The sequence below is a fragment of the Gordonia alkaliphila genome, from assembly GCF_039542465.1.
In the GTDB taxonomy this organism is placed as follows: Bacteria; Actinomycetota; Actinomycetes; order Mycobacteriales; family Mycobacteriaceae; genus Gordonia; species Gordonia alkaliphila.
This window is the reverse complement of sequence record NZ_BAABIE010000001.1, coordinates 295,483-317,000: the sequence shown is the minus strand read 5'-3', so window position 1 is coordinate 317,000 and position 21,518 is coordinate 295,483. Positions and strand designations below refer to the sequence as shown.

The following is a 21,518-nucleotide window of genomic DNA, read 5'->3' as shown; positions in this document are numbered from 1 at the left end:
TCGCGAAGGGGCGGGTCCGGTGTGCGGGTGGGCCGATCACATGCGGAAGACGCCGTTGTTGACGTCGCCCAGCGGTGCGTGGCGGCAGGCTTCGAGCGCCAGGCCGAGCACGGTGCGGGTGTCGGCGGGGTCGATGATCCCGTCGTCCCAGAGTCGGGCGGTGGAATAGTACGAGTCCGACTGCGTCTCGAACTGCTTGCGGATCGGCTCCTTGAAGGCCTCCTCGTCCGCGGCCGGCCACTGTTCGCCGGAGCGTTCATACTGGCCGCGGCGCACCGTGGCGAGGGTGTCGGCCGCCTGCGGGCCGCCCATCACCGAGATACGGGCGTTGGGCCACATCCACAGGAAGCGCGGCGAGTAGGCCCGGCCGCACATCGAGTAGTTGCCTGCGCCGAAGGAACCGCCGATGATCACGGTCAGCTTGGGCACGCGCGCGCAGGCGACGGCGGTGACCATCTTGGCGCCGTTCTTGGCGATGCCGCCCTCCTCGTACTGGCGACCCACCATGAAGCCGGTGATGTTCTGCAGGAAGATCAGCGGGATCCGGCGGCGATCGCACAGCTCGATGAAGTGCGCGCCCTTCTGCGCGGACTCGGAGAACAGGACGCCGTTGTTGGCGACGAAGCCCACCGGGTGGCCGTGGACAGTGGCGAACGCGGTGACCAGCGAGGTGCCGTAGCCGGCCTTGAACTCGGTGTATTCGCCGCCGTCGCTGAGGGTCTCGATCACCTCGCGCACGTCGTACGGGATACGCGGATCGGTGGGAACCGCGTCGTACAGGTCGGTCTGCGGGCGGATCGGCGCGACGGTCGCGGTGGTCTCCCACTGCGCCGGGTCCTGCGGGCCGAACGTCGCGACGATCTCGCGGACCTTGGCCAGCGCCTGCTCGTCGTTGTCGACGAGGTGGTCGGTGACGCCGGAGACGGTGGAGTGCATGGTGCCGCCGCCGAGGTCTTCGGCGGTGACGTCCTCACCGGTGGCCGCCTTCACCAGCGGCGGACCGGCCAGGAAGATGGTGCCCTGGTTGCGGACGATGACGTTCTCGTCGCTCATCGCCGGGACGTAGGCGCCGCCGGCGGTCGACGATCCGAGCACCGCGGAGATCTGCGGGATGCCGGCCGCGCTCATGTTGGCCTGGTTGTAGAAGATGCGGCCGAAGTGCTCCCGGTCGGGGAAGACGTCGTCCTGGTTCAGCAGCATCGCGCCGCCGGAGTCGACCAGGTAGATGCACGGCAGCCGGTTGGCCGCGGCGATCTCCTGGGCCCGCAGGTGCTTCTTGACCGTCACCGGGTAGTAGGTGCCGCCGGAGACGGTGGCGTCGTTCGCGACGATCATGCATTCGCGTCCGTGGATCCGCCCGATGCCGGCGACGACGCCCGCGGCGGGCGCCTTGCCGTCGTACATGTCGAAGGCGGCGAGCGGAGACACCTCCAGGAACGGGGAGCCCGGGTCGAGCAGACCGTCGATGCGATCGCGCGGCAGCAGTTTGCCGCGGCTCAGGTGCCGTTCCCGCGCCTTGTCACCGCCGCCCTGGGCGACCTGCGACAGGCGGTCGCGCAGCACCTCGACGTTGGCGCGATGCGCGTCCGCACCGGTCAGGCCCGTACCCGTGATGTCCTCCGTGGTGGTCATCGACGCCCTTTCTGCCGTCTCGAAATATCAGTTATTGATGATTAACTGAATGCAGATTACGTGACGGACGTCCACTTGTACAGCCTCTCACTTCCGTGCCGCGAACGTGATCTGGCACACAGTTCGCTATCCTGAGGTCAGGCCGCACCACCACCGCGGCCGCACACCGCTCGCTGCCGCCCCCACCCCGGATCCGGCCTCGCGAGCTGACACGAAGGCTCAGGTGAACCATGACCATCGCCGATCAGCAGGCCCCGGCGGCCGCGTCCCCGCTCGACGACCGGTACTCCGCCGCATCCGGGCTCGTCCTCCTCCCCGGTATCGCCGCGCTGCTGCGCATGATCGGCGATAGGACCCGCGAGGACCGACGTTCCGGACTGCGCACCGCGTCGTTCGTCTCCGGCTACGAAGGATCGCCGCTGGCCGGCTACGACCTGGAACTCGGTCGTCGCGCCCCCTACCTCGCCGCTCACGACATCACCCACCGCCCGGCGCTCAACGAAGAGCTCGCCGCCACCGCCGTGATGGGTGCACAGCTCGCCGCCCGTATCGGCCACCTGTCACCGGACGCCACCGGCGCACCGCGCGACGGCGTCGTCGGCTACTGGTACGGCAAGGCCCCCGGCCTCGACCGCGCCACCGACGCCCTGCGGCACGCCAACATGATCGGCACCCACCCGGCCGGCGGCGCCGTCGCGCTGGTCGGCGACGACCCCGGCGCGAAGAGCTCCACCATCCCGTGCGCCTCCGAGATGGCGCTGGCCGACCTCTACATGCCGATCCTCTACCCCGCCGACAGCAGCGACATCCTCCGCTTCGGTGTGCACGCCGCGCTGATGAGCCGCACCTCCGGCCTGTGGACGTCACTCAAGATCTCCGCGCACGTGGCCGACGGTACGTCGACCGTGCTGCTCGATCCCGACCGCCTCGCAGCCGACTACGGCACACTCGGCCCCAGCCTGCACGTGCCGCACGGCAAACTGCTCGGCCCGGATCTGATGGAGGCCGAACACAATCAGCTGACCATCCGACTCCCGCGCGCGGTGGAGTACGCCCGTCTCAACGGCGTGAATCAGATCGCCGCCCGCACCGGCGACGACCGCCTCGGCATCGTCGCCGCGGGCAAGACCTACCTCGACGTGCGCGAGGCACTGCGCCTGCTCGGCATCGACGACGCCGACCTGGGTCGCCTCGGCATCCGCCTGCTCAAGCTCGGCATGGTGTATCCGCTGGAACCCGGCATCGTCGAGACCTTCATCGACGGGCTCGACGAGGTGATCGTCGTCGAGGAGAAGCGCGACTTCATCGAAACCATGCTGCGCGATCTGCTCTTCGGCCGGCGCGACGTGCCGCGCATCGTCGGCAAGGCCGAGGAGGACGGGACCCCGCTGTTCTCCCGCTTCGGCGAACTCGACGTCGACGCCGTGCTGCGCGGGTTGGCGCGACGCCTCGGCCGCACCCATCGCGTCGAACCGGCCGTGCGGTGGCTGGAGCGGCCCGCCCCGCGCAGCGCCCGGATCCGACTGCCGCTGGCGGTGCGGTCGCCGTACTTCTGCTCGGGCTGCCCGCACAACAGCTCCACCCCGGTGCCGCCGGACACCCTGGTCGGCGCCGGGATCGGCTGCCACGCGATGGTGCTGCTGATGGATCCGGCGCAGGTCGGCGACGTGACCGGCGTGACGCAGATGGGCGGCGAGGGCGCCCAGTGGGTCGGCATGTCGCCGTTCGTGCAGGAGAAGCACTTCGTGCAGAACATCGGCGACGGCACCTTTCTGCACTCGGGCTCGCTGGCCGTGCGTGCCGCCGTCGCGGCCGGGGTGAGCGTGACCTACAAGCTGCTGTTCAACGGCACCGTCGCGATGACCGGCGGGCAGGACCCGGTGGGTCAGATGAGCCTGCCGCAGCTGGTGTCCCTGCTCAAGGCCGAGCGCGTCGCCGCCGTCGTGGTGACCACCGACGATCCGGCACGCACCCGGCGGGAACTGCGTCGGGCCCAGGTGTCCGCGCCGGTGCGCCACCGCGACGACCTCGAGACCGTGCAGACCGAGCTCGCCGCGGTGCCCGGTGTCACGGTGCTCATCCACGATCAGCCGTGCGCCGCCGAGCTCCGCCGCAAGCGCAAGCGCGACCTGGCGCCCACCCCGCGCACCCGGGTGATGATCAACGAGCGCATCTGCGAGGGCTGCGGCGACTGCGGCGCGAAGTCGAACTGCCTGTCGGTCCACCCGGTGCCGACCGAGTTCGGACGCAAGACCCGCATCGACCAGAGCTCCTGCAACCTCGACGACTCGTGCCTGGACGGCGACTGCCCGGCCTTCGTGACCGTGACTCCGGCCGGTCGTCGAGCCGCGCGCCAAGTGGCGCCGCTGGTCGCGGCGGAGCTGCCCGACCCCGTGCGCCGCGGTGACGCCGACCGCGGGTGCACCGTCCGGATCACCGGCATCGGCGGCACCGGCGTGGTCACGGTGTCGCAGGTGCTGGCCACGGCCGCGGTGTTCGACGGCCTGGACGCCCGCACCGTCGACATGACCGGGCTCGCGCAGAAGGGCGGCGCGGTGGTCAGCGACCTGAAGCTGTCCGTCGACCGCTCCGAGCGCGCCGCCAAACTCGCCACCGGGGAGTGCGACCTCTATCTGGCGTGCGATCAGCTGGTCGGCGCCGATCCGACCAACCTGAAGGTGGTCTCCCCCGAGCGCACCACGGCGGTGGTCTCCACCGCGCAGGTGCCGACCGGAGCGATGGTCAGCGACACCGCGACGACCTTCCCCGATCCCGCGCGCGTGCAGTCGTCGATCGACGCCGACGTCGCCCGCTCGGTGCACTTGGATGCCGCAGGCCTGGCCGACGACCTGTTCGACGACGAGCAGTACGCCAACATGCTGATGGTCGGCGCCGCCTACCAGTCGGGTGCGCTGCCGATCTCGGCCGCGGCGCTCGAGCGAGCCATCGCAGTGAACGGGGTGGCGGTCGACCGCAACGTGCAGGCGTTCCGCCGCGGACGCCAGGCGGTCGCCGATCCGGCCGGGCTGGCCGCCGCGGCTCGCGGCCCCGAACACACCGCACCGGTGGCGAGCGTCGCCGCACGTGCGGCGGCCTCGCTCGACGGCGCCGACGAGCGGGTCCGCGCCACCGTCGCCCGTCGCTACGACGAACTGATCGCCTTCCAGGACGAGGCCTACGCGCAGCGCTGGCTGGCCGACGTCGCGGCCGTGCACACGCGCGTCGGCCACCCCGACCTCACCGACGCGGTGGCGCGCAATCTGTACAAGCTGATGGCCTACAAGGACGAGTACGAGGTGGCCCGACTGACCGCCGACCCCGACTTCGCCGACGAGGTCACCGCTGCGTTCGGCGACGATGCCGCCGTGGCGATCCGCCTGCACCCGCCGCTGCTGCGCGAGCTCGGCATGCGCCGCAAGATCGCCTTCGGGACCTGGTCCACGCCGGTGTTGCGGACCTTGGCCGGCGCCAAGCGACTGCGCGGGACGCGCTGGGATCCGTTCGGCCGCACCGAGGTGCGTCGTACCGAACGCGCGCTGATCGACGAGTACCGTGCCGCGCTGGAGCAGGTGGTGAACGCTCTGGGCACCGCCCCGGACGCCGCCGCGCTGGCCGAGGCCGTCGCGACGGCGGAGCTCCCCGACCTGGTCCGCGGCTACGAGGGCATCAAGATGGCCAACGTGCAGCGCTTCCGCGCCGAGCTCGCGCGGCGGCTAACTTAGGTCGGCGAGGAGGGCGGCCAGCGCCATGCGGGCGAGCAGCGTCCGCAGCGCGGCCTCGTCGAACGACGGCAGGCGCGGCGACGAGTTGAGCAGCCCGAAGCCCGCGTGGACGCGGACGCGGGCTTCGTCGTCGGCGAGCGTGCGGCCGTCCTCGACCGCCACCGCGAGCAGCACCTGCACCCAGCTCTCCACGTAGCGGCGCTGCAGCGAACGCACCCGGCGGTTGGCGTCCGGGCTGAGCGAACCCAGGTCCCGGTCCTGCACGGCGATGAGGTCGGGCTTGGTCACCAGCACGTCGATGTGGAACTCGATGAGGCTGCCGAGCACCTCTCGCGGCGGCCCGCCCCGGTCGATCACCTCGGCGCCGCCGGCGTACAGCCGCTCACTGATGTCGAGGAGAAGCTGGTCCAGGACGTCGTTCTTGGACGCGAAGTGGCGATACATCGCCGGGCCGCTCACGCCCACTTCGGCACCGATGTCCTCCAAGCGGACACCGGCGAAACCGCGGGCCGCCATCTGGCGGGCGGCCGCGGCGAGCAACTCCACCCGCCGGGCAGCCTTCGCTTGGCCTCGGCGGGTGGTGGGTGCTGCGTCGACGGAGTGGTCGGTCACGCCTCTTCGTTGAGCCCGTCCATGATGACCGCCGCACCGATGAGCAGCAGCTGGAACGAACCGAAGATCAGCGCGAGGATGGCGCCGGTCCCCAGGCTGATGAAGCCGGGCAGAGCCAGCGCGCACGCGAGCAGGCCGAGCCAGGAGACGACGACCAGGAAGGCCACGTGCGGCAGGAACCGACGCCACTTGGCGGCCACGAAACCGAACGCTGCGACCGCGGCGGCGCCCAAGCCGAGCAGGAACCAACCGGGCGTGAAGACCATCGTCAGGAACGCCGGAATACCGATGCTGTTGCCCTGGTCCATGGCCCAGTCCTCGGCCTTGGAGTCGATGGTCTCACCGATGGTCACCCACGACAGGAAGCCCATGAAGAAGGTCACCAGGCCCATCAAGCCGGAACCGACCGCCAACTTGATCGGCAGCGGCATCAGGGCGAGGAACGACGGCCGGGCAGGCTGCGCGTACTGCGGGGGACCGGCCTGGGGCGGACCGTACATTCCGGTCTGGCCGGGTGGGATCGGCTGGCCGGTGCCCTGGGTGGGCGGGCCGTAGTTCGGATACGGACCACCGGTCTGCGGCCCCGTGACGTGCTGCGTCGGGGCGTTCGGGGCACCGGGCACCCACTGCTGACCGTAGTTCTCGTTCTCGCTCATCTTCGTATTGAACCATCCCGAAGACGTACTCACCTGTTCGAACGACGTTCCGGCCGCGGCCGGGGCCCGGGATCCAGGTATTCGACGACGTAGTCGAGAATCTGGGCGCGCCCGGTGGCCAGAATGTCGACGAGCCCGGCGCGGTGCAGGTCGACGGCCCAGATGTGCTGCGCCTGCGCCAGGTCGGGCGCGCGCCCCGGATCGCCGTAGACGAGGGCCGCCGACCCCTCCGGCGGCAGCGGCGCCAGCCAGCCGTCGCTCGTGGCGATCACCAGGTCGGCGGGGAACAGCGCCAGCGCGGCACCGCCCGCCCCGGCCCCGGTCAACACCGAGACGGTGGGCACGGGTGCCGCGAGGAAGTCGGAGAGGCAGTGCGCGATCTCCGCCGCCAGACCCTCCTCTTCGGCGCGCACCGACAGTTGGGCGCCGTGGGTGTCGATGACCGTCAGCAGCGGCAACTGCAGCTCCGCTGCCAGTGCGATCCCCCGCCGCGCCGCCCGCAGTGCCGCGACGTCGATCGCCTCGCCGGCACGTTGAGTGGGCCCGTCGGTCCCGACCATGACCACCGCGTGGCCGCCCAGCTGCACCAGCGCCACCTGCACCGGGCCATGATCGACGATCGGCGCGAACGGCACCGCGTCCAGCATCCAGTCGAGGCCGGGTCGGTCCGGTTTTCGCGACTGCTGCACCGCCGACCAGGCGTTCTCCGGATGTCCGGACGTACGGGCCCACGATCGCGGCACTTCGAGCGGGTCGGCCTCCGCCCGCCAGACCGCGAGAAGCCGGGCCACCCGGGCGGGCAGGTCGTCGACGTCGACGACGCCGTCGAGCACGCCGTGGCGATACAGGTTCTCGGCTCGCTGCACGCCCGGCGGGAAGGCCTCCCCGCGCAGCGTCGTCGCGACCTTCGGCCCCAGAAAACCGATGAGCGCGCCCGGAGCGCCCCACACCACGTGCCCCAGCGACCCCCACGAGGCGAGCACCCCGCCGGTCGTCGGATGGCGCAGGTACGCCAGGTACGGCAGGCCCGCGGCCTTGTGGGCGTTGACCGCCGCGGTGATCGCGGCCATCTGCAAGAAGGCCGGCGTGCCCTCTTGCATGCGGGTGCCGCCGGACGCGGGCAGCGCCAGCACGGGCAGTCCGCGGGCCGTGGCCCGCTGCAGGGCCGCCACGACGCGGGTTCCGGCCACCCGTCCGATGGAGCCGCCCAGGAAGCCGAACTCGCTGACGATCAGCACCAACGGAAACCGATCACCGGTGTCCGGGGCGGTCACCATGCCCACACCCGTCAGGATCGACTCGTCGACGCCGGTGCGCTCGGCGGCCCGCGCCAACTGCTCGGCGTAGTCCGAGTGCGCGCCGGAGTCGAGTCGTTCCGGATCGAAGGCGCCCAGATCGGCGTGCACCGGTTGCGGTGCCACCGGAATGTCCCAGCTGCACCAGTCCTCGACCAGCGCCGCGATCAGCTCCCGTGCGTTCACCGTCGACGATGCCCGTAGATCACGCGGCTCCGGGCCGCGATGTCCTGCACTGATCGACGCTTCGGCGACAGCACCACCCAGGCCAATCCCAGCGGGAACAGCGTGCACACCACGGCCCGGCCGAACGCCTGGAGCACGTGCAGATTGGCGGTGGACTTCCGGCGGACCACCTGCAGCCCCATCAGCCCCTGCCCCAGCGTGCGGCCGAACACGGTCCAGGCGATCACCTGATACAGAATGCAGCCCACCAGGAAACCGGGCACGGTGAACAACCACCGCACCGTCGGGAAGTCGAAGCTCCGGACGTCGACCAGAAAGGCCACGAACGCGACCGTGAGATAGGTGCCTGCCAGCATCGCCAGCACGGTGAGCAGGTCCAGGAATGCCGCCAGCGTTCGGCTCACGATCCCCGCGGTCCGCACCTCGGTCATGGCGTCGAGTCCTCATCGTCGGCGGCGTCGGACCGCTCCGTGCCCTTGCGCCGAAGCATGCGATTGACGAACACCTCGACGCGGTCGTCGGCGCGTTCGCTGCCGCCGCGGACATCGGCGATCATCTCCGTGCTCACCGTGGCGCTCGCGCCGCGGACGATGGAGTTCAGGTCGATCTCGTCGACGACGTTGGCGGCCACCGACGCGATGTCGGTGCGCTGCAGAATCGCGTCGATGTCCACGCGGGCCACGATCGCATCGATGTCGATCCGCGCGATGACGGCCTCCAGATCCAGCCCGGCTACCAGCGGGTTGAGGTCGATGGTGGCGAGCAGCGGGTTGAGGTCCACCCCCGCGAGCAGTTCATTCAGGTCGAGGCGGCTCACCAGCGCCTGCAGATCGAGGGCGCCGAGCACCCGGTCGAAGTCGACCGCCGACAGCAGCACCCCGGTCAGGTCCGCTTCCCCGAGGTAGGCGAACACCTCGTCGAGCGCGGCGCGTAAGACGGCCCGCGGCAGACCGACGACGGTGGAGACCGCTGCGCGCGGCACCGCAAGCACCACTTCCGTTGCGGCACGGGCCATTGAAACCAGTGGCAACTGCGCCAGCGCCCCCTCGCTGCGCCCCGTTACCTCGACTTCAGTCACCGACACAGTATGCCGGATGCACACCGCCCCGAAGAGCCGGATACGGCTACTTCGGGGCGGGTCGACGAGCACTGCTCGTCACAGGTGGTGCTTACAGCGCGTCGAACAGCTCACGTGCCAGGCGGGCGGTCTCGCTCGGCGTCTTGCCGACCTTGACACCGGCGGCCTCGAGGGCCTCCTTCTTGGCCTGCGCGGTGCCCGAGCTGCCGGACACGATGGCGCCGGCGTGGCCCATGGTCTTGCCCTCGGGAGCGGTGAAGCCCGCGACGTAGCCGACGACCGGCTTGGTGACGTTGGCCTTGATGTAATCAGCCGCACGCTCCTCGGCGTCGCCGCCGATCTCACCGATCATCACGATGATCTTGGTCTCGGGGTCAGCCTCGAAAGCCTCGATGGCGTCGATGTGCGTGGTGCCGATGACCGGGTCGCCGCCGATGCCGATGGCGGTGGAGAAACCGAGGTCACGCAGCTCGTACATCATCTGGTAGGTCAGGGTGCCCGACTTCGACACGAGGCCGATCGGACCCTTGCCGGTGATGTTGTTCGGCGTGATACCGACCAGCGACTCGCCCGGGGTGATGATGCCGGGGCAGTTCGGGCCGATGATGCGGGTCTTGGCGCCCTTGTCCACGTTGTAGGCCCAGGCGTACGCCGAGTCCTGCACCGGGATGCCCTCGGTGATGACCACGAGCAGCGGGATCTCCGCGTCGATGGCCTCGAGCATGGCGTCCTTGGAGAACGCCGGCGGCACGAAGGCGATCGAGGTGTCGGCTCCGGTGACCTCCATGGCCTCGGCGACGCTGCCGAAGACCGGCAGTTCCACGGCGTTGCCGTCGGCGTCGACGTGGCTGACGGTGGTGCCGGCCTTGCGGGCGTTGACACCGCCGACGACGTTGGTGCCGGCCTTGAGCATCAGGGCGGTGTGCTTGGTGCCTTCACCGCCGGTGATGCCCTGCACGATGACCTTGTTGTCCTTGTTCAGGTAGATAGACATGTTGTTGCGGCCCCTTACTTGCTTGCCAGTTCGGCAGCCTTGTCGGCGCCTTCGTCCATCGTCTCGGCGAGGGTCACCAGCGGGTGATTGGCCTCAGCCAGGATCTTGCGGCCTTCCTCGACCTTGTTGCCGTCGAGGCGGACCACGAGCGGCTTGGTGGCCGCGTCGCCCAGCTTCGCCAGCGCGCCGACGATGCCGTTGGCGACAGCGTCACATGCGGTGATACCACCGAAGACGTTCACGAAGACGCTCTTGACCTGCGAGTCGCCCAGGATCACGTCCAGGCCGGCGGCCATCACGTCGGCCGAAGCGCCGCCGCCGATGTCCAGGAAGTTGGCGGGCTTCACGCCGCCGTGGTTCTCACCGGCGTAGGCGACGACGTCCAGGGTCGACATGACCAGGCCGGCGCCGTTGCCGATCACGCCGACCTCACCGTCGAGCTTGACGTAATTGAGGTCGTTCTCCTTGGCCTTGAGCTCAAGGGGGTCGGTGGCGTCGGTGTCCTGGAAGTCGGCATGGCCGGGCTGACGGAAGTCGGCGTTCTCGTCCAGGGTGACCTTGCCGTCGAGGGCCAGGATCTGATCGTCCGGGGTGCGGACCAGCGGGTTGACCTCCACCAGCACGGCGTCTTCGGCGACGAAGACCTCCCAGAGCTTGGCGATGGTCACCGCGGCGGCGTCGAGGACCTCGGCCGGCAGGTGGCCGGCTTCGGCGATCGCGCGAGCGGTGGCCAGGTCGACACCCTTGGTGGGGCTGACCGCGATCTTCGCGAGACGGTCGGGGTTGTTCGCGGCGACTTCCTCGATCTCCACGCCGCCTTCCACCGAGCACATGGCCAGGTAGTTGCGGTTGGCGCGATCGAGCAGGAAGGAGATGTAGTACTCCTCCGCGATGTCGCTGGCCTCGGCGACAAGAAGCTTCTTGACGACGTGGCCCTTGATATCGAGCCCGAGGATATTATCGGCGTGGGACTGTGCGTCATCGGGGGTACCGGCGTACTTGACGCCTCCGGCCTTACCACGGCCGCCGACCTTCACCTGCGCCTTGACCATCACCGGCTTGCCGATTTCCTCGGCGATCGCCCGTGCGTCGGCTGCGGAGTCGGTAACTCGACCGGGTGTGGTCGGTACCCCATGCTTGGCGAACAGTTCCTTCGCCTGGTACTCGAAGAGATCCATTCAGCTCACCATCTGAGTGTGTTCGGAAATGCCCGCGAGGTAACGCGGACCACAAAGAACTGTAGTCGCGTGGGCGCGCCACGTCGGCCTCGACCCCGGCCCTTGTGCAAAGAATCACTTACCCGTCGGTAGAAATGTCCGCGCCGGTGAGAGGGCCGCGATGTCGAACTCATTGGTGCGGAGAAGACAACGGGTGGACGTGACCCCCCATTGTTGGCTACCGTTCATGAGGTTGATAACGAGAAGGTCACGACGAAGCACGACCTATCGATCCGATTCTGAGGTGAATGACTTGGCTGCACGCAGCGAAATGGGCGCGACGGCCGTCGTCGACCGCACGGACATGGCGTCCCCCATGACCCGCCACGACGCAGCCACGACCCGCGACTTCCCGCTGCCGTCGCGCTCGGCCCGTCTGGGCCTCGGTGGCCCCGCCACCTCGTCACCCGTCACCCCGGCGCCCGACGCGGCCCCGGTCGCCGCGTCGACCACGCAGGATCCCCCGAACAACGACGGCCCGAAGATCACCGCCACCGGACGTCATCGCAGCGGACCGCCGGCCGCCATGAAGGCACGCGCCGCCCTGGTCGCCGTCGCCGCCGGCGCGGTCGCGATGGCCGTCGGCGGGTCGGGCGCCACCGACTCTCCCGCGGCCGAACCCGCGACCACCGACATCGTGCCGTTGGCCGCCGGCGCCGACGGCACCGCGGTCGGCGCCCCCGCGCTCGCCTCCACCACCTCCGACCTCGACGGTGGCGTGGTCCCCGCGGCCAGCAAGGCCGACATGGGCGGCTACGGCAAGCAGTTGGCCGTCGGCAAGCAGCTCGCTGCGGCCGCCGCCGCGCGCGACGCCGCTGCACGCAAGCCGATGTTCGCCGCCCCGATCAAGGCCAAGTACAGCTTCACCTCCGCCTACGCCGAGCGCTGGGGCAGCTTCCACGGCGGCGTCGACCTCGCCGCCCCGCTGGGCACCCCGATCCACGCCGTCTCCGACGGTGTCGTGATCGAGGCCGGACCGGCGTCCGGGTACGGCAACTGGGTACAGGTGAAGGCCGCCGACGGCACCGTCACCATGTACGGCCACATGGCCAGCTCGGGCGTCCTGGTGAAGGAAGGCCAGAAGGTCACCGCGGGCGACATCATCGCGCTGGTCGGCTCCGAAGGCTTCTCCACCGGCCCGCACCTGCACTTCGAGGTGTGGCGCGACGGGTCCACCAAGATCGACCCGATCCCCTGGCTCGCCGCCAAGGGCGTCAGCATTCGCTGACCCGAGACTCGTCCTCCGCGCCGCGGCTCTCTCCGGAGGGCCGCGGCGCTGTCGTTCGGCGCGTCGGCGGTCAGAGTTTCTCGCCGGGCAGGCCGCCCAGCGTCAGGAGCGTCACGCGTCCCACGTTGCCGCCGAAGTCGAAGGTGATCTGTTCGGTCGGCCCGGCGCCCACCTTGGCGACGGCCTTGCCCAGCCCGTACTTCGGGTGACTGATGCGGTCGCCGATCTCGTAGACGACGGACTTGTTGCGTCCGCGGGTGGGATCGGACGAGTACGACGACCGGCCGCGCATCCCCTCCCCCGACGATCCGGTGGAACCGAAGCCGAACGGGCGTCCCGTCGAGCGTGATTCGCCGTCCCGGCCGAAACCGCCGTGCGACGAACGCCGCGGCGCGGTGCGCTTCCAGTCGATCAGGTGCTGCGGAATCTCTTGCAGGAAGCGTGATTCCGGGTTCTCCACCGGCTGCCCCCACGCGGCGCGCATGATCGCGCGGGTCACGTACAGGCGCTCGCGGGCCCGTGTGATGCCGACGTAGGCGAGGCGTCGTTCCTCGCTGAGTTCGGCGGCGTCGCCGAGGGCTCGTGCGTGCGGGAACTGGCCGTCCTCCCAGCCGGTCACGAAGACCACCGGGAACTCCAGGCCCTTGGCGGTGTGCAGGGTCATCAGCGTGACCACCCCGTCGCCCTCGTCGGGCACCTGGTCGGCGTCGGCCACCAACGCGACCTTCTCCAGGAACGCGGCCAACGAGCCCGGCTCGGGCTCCCCGTCCCGCTGCGCGGCCGCGTCCTCGTCGAGGTCGTCGGTGTCAAGGTCCAGGTCGTCGAGTTCCTGCGCGGCTTCCAGGCTGAAGTCGTGGGCGACGGCGACCAGCTCGTTGAGATTGTCCAGGCGCGCACCGTCCTGCGGGTCGTTGGACGCCTCGAGTTCGGCACGGTAACCGGAGCGCGCGACGATGGCCTCCACCAGGTCGCCGATGTCGGCGCCCTCGGTGCTCGCGTCGGCGCCGGCCCCGTCGTCGTCGGAGAACGACAGCAGGAACTCCTGCCGCAGTCCCTCGATGAGGTCGACGAACCCGCCGATCTGCTTCACCGCGCGCGTATTCAGCAGCGGCACACGGCCTTCCGCGCCTTCGAGCAGTGCCTGATAGAAGCTGAGATCGAGGTTCTCGGAGTGCACCGCGACGCAGGCCTCCGCGCGGTCGCCGATGCCGCGGCGGGGCGTGTTCAGGATCCGTCGGAGGCTCACCGAGTCGTCCGGGTTGGCCACCACCCGCAGGTAGGCGACGATGTCGCGCACCTCCTTGCGCTCGTAGAAGCGCGTGCCGCCGACCACCTTGTACGGGATGCCGTGCCGGATGAACGCTTCCTCGATGGGCCGGGAGCCGGTGTTGGTGCGGTAGAAGACGGCGATGTCGGAGTACGACGCCGACTGCGCGCCGCCGATCGAGTAATCGGTGAGCTCGTCAATCTCCTTGGCGATGAACTGCGCCTCGGCGCGGTCGGAGTCGGCGACGTAGCCGACGATCAGTTCGCCGTCACCGGAGTCGGTCCAGAGCTTCTTGGCACGACGGTTCGGGTTCTGCGAGATCACCGAGTTGGCGGCGGTCAGGATGGTCTGCGTGGATCGGTAATTCTGTTCCAGCAGAACGGTTTCCGCGTCCGGGTAGTCGCGCTCGAACTCTTCGATGTTGCGGATCGTCGCGCCGCGGAAGGCATAGATCGACTGGTCGGAGTCGCCGACCACGCACAGCTCCGACGGGGCCGTGCCGCCCTGGCCGGGCTCGCCGACGAGCTCGCGGACGAAGACGTACTGCGCGTGGTTGGTGTCCTGGTACTCGTCGACCAGGACGTGCCGGAACCGGCGGCGGTAGTACTCGGCCACCTCGGGGTGCCGCTGCAGCAGCCCCACCGTCTCGCCGATGAGGTCGTCGAAGTCGAAGGCGTTGGCCGCGAGCAGGCGGCGCTGGTACTCGTCGTACACACGCGCGATGTCTTCGGCGGTCTGCCCCTGCTGCGGCTGGATCTCGCCGAGCGTGGCGGCGACCTCCTCCGGCGACTTGAGGTCGTTCTTGAAGTTCGAGATCACCGTCGACAGTCCGCGCGGCGCGTACTTCTTCGGATCCAGATCGAGGTCGCGGACCACCATCGACAGCAGTCGACGCGAATCGTCGGAGTCATAGATGGAGAAGTTGGAGTTGCGGCCCGGCAGCAGCGACGACTGGGCGCGCAGAATCCGCACGCAGGTGGAGTGGAAGGTGGAGACCCACATGTAGTTGGCGCGCGGACCGACCAGCTCGATGACCCGCTCGCGCATCTCGGCGGCGGCCTTGTTGGTGAAGGTGATCGCCAGGATCTGGCCGGGCGTCACATCGCGCTCGGCCAGCAGGTAGGCGATTCGTCGGGTCAGGACGGCGGTCTTGCCCGAACCGGCCCCGGCCACGATGAGCAGGGGCGAGCCCGAATGCAGCACCGCCGCGCGCTGCTGGGGATTGAGGCCGTCGAGGAGCTGGTCAGAAGTGGTCATCATCGCCTGTCCAGGGTACCGGCGGGCTCGGACACTGCACCTTGGGGCACGGTCAGGGCGCGTAGGCGGCGACGATCGGTTCACCGACCCGCCCGGCACCGGTGTGCAGGGCCAGGCCGTCGGTCAGCGGGCGCACCGTGAGGTGCTCGCCGTGGCCGCCCAGCTGGAAGTAGACCGGGTGCAGGCCGGCGCGGACCGGGACCCGCAGTTCGCGGCCGCCGAGCGAGACGCCGATCTCGCCGTCACGGTTGGCGCAGTAGCTCAGCGACACCGTCCAGCGCCATTCGATGAGTGGTCCGGACAGGGCCAGGCGGGTGCGCTCGGTCAGCCCGGGATCGGCACAGGTGCCCTCGCTGGGTGCCACCTCGCGCATCGGGCTGACGCCGCCGGGCACCATCGACCCCTTCTCGTCGAGCACCATCAGCTTGTCGGTGTGATCACCGAAGCGCGGGCGATCGTCGAGCCGCCCGAAGACCCGGCTGATCTGGTTGTTCGGGTAGGCGACCGGGGTCAGCACCTCCAGCGGCAGGGCCTGGTCGAACATCACCAGGTCCGAGTGCTCGGCCAGGGAGGCCTGCGCGGTCGCCAGGTAGGCACCGGTCGGGTCGCGCTGCCACGACGTCGAGAACGCCGCGGTGCTCACCAGCGCGGACACCAGGATCACCACGGCCCCGGCCAGCACCCCCGCGCGGGCCGCGGGATGCGGCGCGGCCGGGGCTCCGTGCGCCCCGCGCGCCGGGCTGGCCGCCACCAGGGCCATCGCGAGCGCGAAGACGAGCGCGGTGTCGGGCAGGTAGCGCATGGTCTGCGCCAGTTCCAGCGCGGTGGCCTCGCTCGACCGGTTCCACATCACCGGCAGTTGCGCGGCCACCGCGTACAGGGCGGCGCACACCACGATCGACACCGCGCCGCGCCGCGTCTGCCACGCCCACACCGCGGCACCCGCGATCAGCACCCAGCCGGCCACGATCATCCAGACGGCGGGGAACCCCATGGGCGGTGACGGAATCCAGCGGTCCCACTCCCACGGGCCGCCGACGGTCGACGGCACGATCGCCGAATTGAGGCTGCGCGACACCAACTTCCACATCTGGCCGAGCGAGTGCGAGCCGGCCGTCGCGGTCGACACCGACAGGAAGATCACCACCCAGACGACGAAAACGCCGCTCAGCCAGGCCCACAGCGCGCGGGCCCGGGTGAAGGTGACCGTCAGCGCCGACGACCGGTAGTCGCCGGTCCCGACGCCCGGCTGCATGCGGACCACCAGCAGCGCCGCCACCGCCGCCACCGGCAGGATGAACAACGACTTCTCGAAGAAGGTCAGCGCCACCACGAACGCGATCACCGAGGCGATCACCAGGTTGCGGCGCCGTCGCGGGTCGTCGTTCTCCCGCACCAGCAGCACGGCGTTGCCGACGATGAACGCCATGGCGGCCTGCATGGGCAGCGTGTTCAGACCGGCTGCCCACCAGACGTAGGCGCTGACCGTCATCGGGACGAAGAGGTAGAAGCCCAGCGCCACCAGCGCGCCGATCCCGGCGCGGGCGCTGCGACCCACCACGATGCGGATCATCCGCCACACCGCGAGCGAGGCCAGCAGCTGCAGGAGCACCAGCGTCAGCGCGGGCAGCCACCACTGCAGCGGCGCCAGCACGGTGGTGATGCCGGCCAGCAGGAACGCGCCCGGCATGAAGTGGCCGTCGTGGCTGTGCCCGAGGTACTCCCAACTCAGGATCGGGCTCGACGACGCGCGCCCGATGATGATCAGGTCGTCCCAGTAGAAGTCGCCGCGGGCCACCAGCACCACCCGCACCACGAGCTGGGCGACGATCAGCACGATCGCGCCCAGTGCGACGCGGGAAATGGCCGGGGCGCGCTCGTCGGTCATTCGACCAGTGTGACACCGCGACCGACACTGGCCCCGGCCCCCTCCGGCCGACATGGCAAAATCACCCATTGTGAGCGACCAGGACCCCCAGCAGCAGTTCTCCGAGATCGACCTGTCGGGCTACGACTTGGGCAGCGATGTGGCCGACCTGCCCGACGACATCGACGAACTGCGCGGCGAGATCGACCGCATGGACGCGGTGATCCTGGCCGCGGTGCAGCGTCGTTCCGCGGTGTCGAAGAAGATCGGCGTCGCACGCATGGCCGCCGGCGGCCCCCGCCTGGTGCACAGCCGCGAGGTGAAGGTGCTCGAGCGGTTCTCCTCGCTCGGCGCCGAGGGCCACACCCTCGCCATGCTTCTGCTGCGCCTGGGCCGCGGACCGCTGGGTCGCTGACCTCCCGGCCCGACCTTCCCGCGAGACGACTCCGCTCCCGCGAGACGTTTCCGTTCCCGCGGGCCTTCCAGAGGTCCGCGGGAACGGAAGCCTTTCGCGGGAGCGGAGTGCTTCCTGGGGAGCGCGACTACGGGGTGCGGCCGCGGGCGGCGCGGTACCAGCGGATCAGCGCATCGGTGGAGCTGTCCGGCAGCGGCGCGGGCGACTGCGGGTCGGTGACGACGGCCAGTCGTGCGTTGGCCACCGCCTTGCCCAGTTCCACGCCCCACTGATCGAACGGGTTGATCCCCCACACCATGGCCTGCACGAACGTCTTGTGCTCGTACAGCGCGATGAGCTGACCGAGGACCGACGGCGTCAGCCGCGGCGCCAGGATCGACGTGGTGGGCCGGCTGCCGGGCATCACCTTGTGCGGCACCAGCTCGGGCGCAACGCCTTCGGCCTTCAGCGCGCGCTCGCGCTTGCCGAAGGCCAAGACCTCGGTCTGCGCGAAGAAGTTGCTCATCAGCAGGTCATGCATGGATCCGCCGTCGGGCGTCGTGAGGTCGGTGAGCGGCTCGGCGAAACCGATGAAGTCCGCCGGAATCAGCCAGGACCCCTGGTGCAGCAGCTGATAGAAGGCGTGCTGGCCGTTGGTGCCGGGCTCTCCCCAGACCACCGTGGCCGACGCGGCGTTGAGCTTGCGGCCGCCGCGCGTCACCGACTTGCCGTTGGATTCCATCACCAGCTGCTGCAGGTAGGCCGGGAAGCGGGTCAGGTCGTTGGCGTACGGCAGCACCGCGTGCGACTGCGCGTCCCAGAAGTTCGAGTACCAGAGGCCCAGCAGCCCAAGCAGGATCGGCGCGTTCGCCTCGATCGGCGCGGTGCGGAAGTGCTCGTCCATGCGGTGGAAGCCGTCGAGCAGGTCGGCGAAGTTGTCGCGGCCGACGGCGATCATCAGGCTCAGGCCGATGGCGGAGTCCAGGGAGTAGCGACCGCCCACCCAGTCCCAGAAGCCGAACATGTTGTCGGTGTCGATGCCGAATGCCGCGACCTCGGCGGCGTTGGTGCTCACCGCGACGAAATGCTTGGCGATCACCGTCTCGTCGCCGTCGGCCTGCTCCAGCAGCCACGTGCGGGCCACCTTCGCGTTGATCAGCGTCTCCTGGGTGGTGAAGGTCTTGGAGGCGACGATGAACAGCGTGGTCTCCGGGTCCAACTCGGCGAGCGTGGCGATCACATCGCCCGGGTCGACGTTGGAGACGAAGTGTCCGCGGATCCGCGGATGCCGGTAGTACCGCAGCGCCTGGTAGCCCATCGCGGGGCCGAGGTCGGAACCGCCGATGCCGATGTTCACCACGTCGGTGATGGCCTTGCCGGTGTAGCCGGTCCACGCGCCGTCGCGCACGGCGTCGGAGAAGTCGCCCAGGGCGGCGAGGACGCGGTGCACGTCGGCCACCACGTCGTGGCCGTCGACCACCAGTCGCGCGTCCGCGGGCGACCGCAGCGCCACGTGCAGTGCGGCGCGGTCCTCGGAGGTGTTGAGGTGAGCGCCGGCGAGCATCGCATCGCGCAGTTCCTCCACGCGCGCCTCGCGCGCGAGGGCCGCGAGCAGACCGAGCGTGTGCGCGTCGGCCAGATTCTTGGAGTAGTCGATGTGCAGATCGGCCGCGTCGACCACCATCTCGCGGCCGCGGTCCGGTTCGGCCGCGAAGAGATCGCGCATCTGGCGTGTGGCCAGGTCCCGCTGGTGATCGAGCAGGTCCGACCAGGCCGCCGTCGCGGTGATGTCGAGATCGTCGTTGCTCACACGCGCTGCGATGTCGGGGTCCATTACCTCACCCTAGTAGTGCCCGGATTCCGACAGGCGGTGCGTCGGGATTACTCGCCCGTCACGCGTCAAACGAGCTTGGCGGACAACGCATCCGGGAGGTATTTGAGCGCGGCGGCGATCGGCGTCCAGGGCCAGGCCGGCACCTCGGAACGACGGCGCTCGGCCTCGATGGCGGCGACCATGGCGCGCACGCCGTCGTCGGTCTCGGACATCAGCTTGGTCTTGACCCCGCGGTTGATGTCGGTCTCGATGTAGCCCGGCAGGATCACGCTCACGGTGATGGGGCTGCTGGCGAGTTCGGTCTGCAGCCCCTGGCCGAGCGCGGAGACCCCGGCCTTGGAGGCGCTGTAGGCCGCCTGCGCCTTGGGCAGCCCGCGCACCGCACTGATGGAGCTGATCAGCACCAGGTGCCCGTGGTTCTGCGCGCGGAAGATCTCCATCGCCGCCTCGGCCTGAGCGAGGGCCCCGAGGAGATTGGTCTGCACGGTCTCCAGGTTCGCGGCGGCGTTGCCGGTGCCGATCGGGGCGCCCTTGCCGAGTCCGGCGTTGACGATCACGCGGTCCACACCGCCGAGCCCGTCGGCCAGTTCGGCGAACGCGCGGGGCACGTCGTCGAAGTCGGTCACGTCGAGGCCGCGCACCACGACGCGTCCGGCCTGGTCGGCGAGCTCGGCGGCCAGCGCGTCGAGCTTCTCGACGCGGCGCGCGGCGAGCCCCAGGGAACGCCCACGGGCGGCGAACTGGCGGGCCATGCCTTCGCCGAGTCCGGAACTGGCACCGGTGATGATGATCTTGTCGCGGGTCACACCCGAGGAATCTACCGGGTGCTTCGGCGGCGAGCGCCCCGCTGCGATCGATGCGCGATCGTGACTCCACTGCGTCCCCGTGGTCCTACGCGATCGCCCGCCTGATCCCTATTGTCACTTTTGTAACTCTGGCCACAACACCGGGAGAGCCCATGCGCTCAGCGACGTCCCTGCGTCACCGACTGCGCCTACCGCTGACGGCGACGATCGCGGTCGCCGCCACGTGCGCGGTCAGCCTGGCCGTCGTCGGTCCCGCGAACGCCGCCCCGTGCGGCAACCCCAGCAGCGGGTCGAGCGGATCTCTCGGCGGCCTCGGTTCGCTCGGCGACCAGACCCCGCCGACCAGCCCCGGTGCCGGACCGCAGGGTCCGCTCCCCAGCTGGCGAAACTCCACCTCGCGGGTCGTCTCGTGGGTCACCGGACCGAAGAGCCCGAACGACACGCTCGCGCGGTTCGCCGTCTCCGGTACGGATCTGGGCGTCGCGTGGGACAACGGCCGCGGCCAGACGCTGATGGCCTTCGGCGACTCGTTCGGCTACTGCAACGTCGCCGGACAGCAGTGGCGCAACAACCTGCTGACGCGGACCGACGACGACGATCTGTCCGACGGAGTGACGATCGCCCCCGGTCGCCCCGGCGACACCTCGTCGGGCGCGGTGGTGACGGCGGAGGCACCGAACTTCGCGGTCGAGATGGTCCGCGCCATCAAGCAGGACTTCGTGGAGATCACCACCATCCCCACCGCGGGAATCAGCGTGGGCGGCAAGCAGTACGTCAACTTCATGTCCGTGCGGAAGTGGGGCGCCGCGGGCGTGTGGGACACCAACTACGCCGCCATCGCCGTCTCCGAGGACAACGGCCAGACGTGGACACCGCAACCGTCTACCGCGATGATCAACGCGCCCGTCACGGTCGCTCTGCCCGCTGCCGCCCCGACCTTGAACGTCAACAACAGTCGCTTCCAGCAGAGCGGCTACGTCAAGGGCCACGGCGACGACCCGTACATCTACCAGGTGGGCACCCCCAACGGCCGCTTCGGCCGCGCCTACCTCGCTCGCTTCCGTCCCGAGGACATCCTGAACCTGTCGGCCTACGAGTACTGGCTGGGCACACGCTGGACCAGCGACCTCAGCCTCCTGAGCGACGACTCGGCCATCATCAAGGCCGCCGTCACCGAACTGTCCGTCTCGTGGAGCGAGTACCTCGGCAAGTACATCCTGATCGACGGCGACAACGCCATCCGCCTGCGCACCGCCACCACGCCGGAAGGTCCGTGGAGCGCGCCGCGCACGCTGGTGCCCGCGGGGGCCGTCGTCCTGTACGGGGCGATGATGCTGCCGCAGTCGCCCGCTCTCACCAGCGCGACCGATAATCGCTTGTACTTCAACGGATCTCGGTGGAGCGACTACAACGTGATGCTCGTCGAGTCGAAGCTGCAGAAGGGCTGGTGACGCGCCCCCGGCGCGCGCAACG

The 21,518-nt window shown here is 69.8% G+C and carries 16 protein-coding genes; 4 read left to right on the top strand and 12 right to left on the bottom strand.

All coding sequences use genetic code 11. The features are described 5' to 3' along the window. Positions 1-36: 36 nt before the first annotated feature. Positions 37-1,632: a carboxyl transferase domain-containing protein gene (locus ABD989_RS01485; RefSeq protein WP_345312157.1), complete on the bottom strand. Its 1,596-nt coding sequence runs from the start codon at positions 1,630-1,632 to the stop codon at positions 37-39. 230 nt (positions 1,633-1,862) lie between these two features. On the opposite strand from ABD989_RS01485, the gene ABD989_RS01480 reads away from it, so the two are divergent. Continuing rightward, positions 1,863-5,354 carry an indolepyruvate ferredoxin oxidoreductase family protein gene (locus ABD989_RS01480; protein ID WP_246994182.1) on the top strand — a complete coding sequence of 1,164 codons (3,492 nt, stop codon included), beginning with the start codon at positions 1,863-1,865 and terminating at the stop codon, positions 5,352-5,354. Here the strand turns inward: ABD989_RS01480 and ABD989_RS01475 are convergent. From ABD989_RS01475 to sucC, 7 genes are all read right to left on the bottom strand, one after another. Beyond that, entirely contained in the window at positions 5,346-5,966 is a 621-nt protein-coding gene (locus ABD989_RS01475; RefSeq protein WP_246994180.1) for a TetR/AcrR family transcriptional regulator, read from the bottom strand. The genes ABD989_RS01480 and ABD989_RS01475 overlap by 9 nt on opposite strands. After that, positions 5,963-6,622: a DUF5336 domain-containing protein gene (locus tag ABD989_RS01470; RefSeq protein ID WP_345312156.1), complete on the bottom strand. Its 660-nt coding sequence runs from the start codon at positions 6,620-6,622 to the stop codon at positions 5,963-5,965. Before ABD989_RS01470 ends, ABD989_RS01475 begins: the two co-directional genes overlap by 4 nt. A gap of 29 nt (positions 6,623-6,651) precedes the next feature. Beyond that, a complete protein-coding gene (locus tag ABD989_RS01465; RefSeq protein WP_345312155.1) occupies positions 6,652-8,103 on the bottom strand; it encodes a carboxyl transferase domain-containing protein in 1,452 nt (483 codons plus the stop codon). Beyond that, on the bottom strand, positions 8,100-8,534 hold the full coding sequence (locus ABD989_RS01460; protein ID WP_345312154.1) for an RDD family protein: 435 nt from the start codon (positions 8,532-8,534) through the stop codon (positions 8,100-8,102). The genes ABD989_RS01465 and ABD989_RS01460 overlap by 4 nt, the downstream gene beginning before the upstream one ends. Beyond that, positions 8,531-9,181 carry a hypothetical protein gene (locus ABD989_RS01455; RefSeq protein WP_345312153.1) on the bottom strand — a complete coding sequence of 217 codons (651 nt, stop codon included), beginning with the start codon at positions 9,179-9,181 and terminating at the stop codon, positions 8,531-8,533. Before ABD989_RS01455 ends, ABD989_RS01460 begins: the two co-directional genes overlap by 4 nt. A gap of 91 nt (positions 9,182-9,272) precedes the next feature. Further along, a complete protein-coding gene (sucD, locus tag ABD989_RS01450) occupies positions 9,273-10,175 on the bottom strand; it encodes a succinate--CoA ligase subunit alpha (RefSeq protein ID WP_246994164.1) in 903 nt (300 codons plus the stop codon). A gap of 14 nt (positions 10,176-10,189) precedes the next feature. Next, positions 10,190-11,353 carry an ADP-forming succinate--CoA ligase subunit beta gene (sucC, locus tag ABD989_RS01445; protein WP_246994162.1) on the bottom strand — a complete coding sequence of 388 codons (1,164 nt, stop codon included), beginning with the start codon at positions 11,351-11,353 and terminating at the stop codon, positions 10,190-10,192. Between the two features lie 283 nt (positions 11,354-11,636). Between sucC and ABD989_RS01440 the strand changes: the two genes are divergently transcribed. Continuing rightward, complete coding sequence (locus tag ABD989_RS01440) at positions 11,637-12,620, top strand: M23 family metallopeptidase (protein ID WP_345312152.1); 984 nt, start codon at positions 11,637-11,639, stop codon at positions 12,618-12,620. 70 nt (positions 12,621-12,690) lie between these two features. Here ABD989_RS01440 and ABD989_RS01435 read toward each other — a convergent pair whose 3' ends face one another. Together ABD989_RS01435 and ABD989_RS01430 are read right to left on the bottom strand one after the other, a co-directional pair. Continuing rightward, entirely contained in the window at positions 12,691-15,147 is a 2,457-nt protein-coding gene (locus ABD989_RS01435; RefSeq protein ID WP_345312151.1) for a UvrD-helicase domain-containing protein, read from the bottom strand. Between the two features lie 49 nt (positions 15,148-15,196). Beyond that, complete coding sequence (locus tag ABD989_RS01430) at positions 15,197-17,032, bottom strand: hypothetical protein (RefSeq protein ID WP_345312150.1); 1,836 nt, start codon at positions 17,030-17,032, stop codon at positions 15,197-15,199. A 70-nt stretch (positions 17,033-17,102) separates the two neighbouring features. On the opposite strand from ABD989_RS01430, the gene ABD989_RS01425 reads away from it, so the two are divergent. Next, positions 17,103-17,426 (top strand): chorismate mutase, encoded by a 324-nt coding sequence (locus tag ABD989_RS01425; protein WP_372493179.1) that lies wholly within the window; start codon positions 17,103-17,105, stop codon positions 17,424-17,426. Between the two features lie 127 nt (positions 17,427-17,553). Here the strand turns inward: ABD989_RS01425 and pgi are convergent, their stop codons facing one another. Both pgi and ABD989_RS01415 read right to left on the bottom strand, forming a co-directional pair. After that, positions 17,554-19,239: a glucose-6-phosphate isomerase gene (gene pgi, locus ABD989_RS01420; protein ID WP_345312149.1), complete on the bottom strand. Its 1,686-nt coding sequence runs from the start codon at positions 19,237-19,239 to the stop codon at positions 17,554-17,556. A 65-nt stretch (positions 19,240-19,304) separates the two neighbouring features. Next, complete coding sequence (locus ABD989_RS01415) at positions 19,305-20,045, bottom strand: SDR family oxidoreductase (protein WP_345312148.1); 741 nt, start codon at positions 20,043-20,045, stop codon at positions 19,305-19,307. Between the two features lie 152 nt (positions 20,046-20,197). On the opposite strand from ABD989_RS01415, the gene ABD989_RS01410 reads away from it, so the two are divergent. Continuing rightward, positions 20,198-21,496 carry a glycoside hydrolase family 183 protein gene (locus tag ABD989_RS01410; protein WP_345312147.1) on the top strand — a complete coding sequence of 433 codons (1,299 nt, stop codon included), beginning with the start codon at positions 20,198-20,200 and terminating at the stop codon, positions 21,494-21,496. Positions 21,497-21,518: the final 22 nt, after the last annotated feature.

Coding starts and splice junctions, on each gene's coding strand:
- ABD989_RS01410 (WP_345312147.1), top strand. CDS start 20,198: ATGCGCTCAGCGACGTCCCTGCGTCACCGACTGCGCCTACCGCTGACG.
- sucC (WP_246994162.1), bottom strand. CDS start 11,353: ATGGATCTCTTCGAGTACCAGGCGAAGGAACTGTTCGCCAAGCATGGG.
- ABD989_RS01470 (WP_345312156.1), bottom strand. CDS start 6,622: ATGAGCGAGAACGAGAACTACGGTCAGCAGTGGGTGCCCGGTGCCCCG.
- pgi (WP_345312149.1), bottom strand. CDS start 19,239: ATGGACCCCGACATCGCAGCGCGTGTGAGCAACGACGATCTCGACATC.
- ABD989_RS01485 (WP_345312157.1), bottom strand. CDS start 1,632: ATGACCACCACGGAGGACATCACGGGTACGGGCCTGACCGGTGCGGAC.
- ABD989_RS01430 (WP_345312150.1), bottom strand. CDS start 17,032: ATGACCGACGAGCGCGCCCCGGCCATTTCCCGCGTCGCACTGGGCGCG.
- ABD989_RS01480 (WP_246994182.1), top strand. CDS start 1,863: ATGACCATCGCCGATCAGCAGGCCCCGGCGGCCGCGTCCCCGCTCGAC.
- ABD989_RS01435 (WP_345312151.1), bottom strand. CDS start 15,147: ATGATGACCACTTCTGACCAGCTCCTCGACGGCCTCAATCCCCAGCAG.
- sucD (WP_246994164.1), bottom strand. CDS start 10,175: ATGTCTATCTACCTGAACAAGGACAACAAGGTCATCGTGCAGGGCATC.
- ABD989_RS01460 (WP_345312154.1), bottom strand. CDS start 8,534: ATGACCGAGGTGCGGACCGCGGGGATCGTGAGCCGAACGCTGGCGGCA.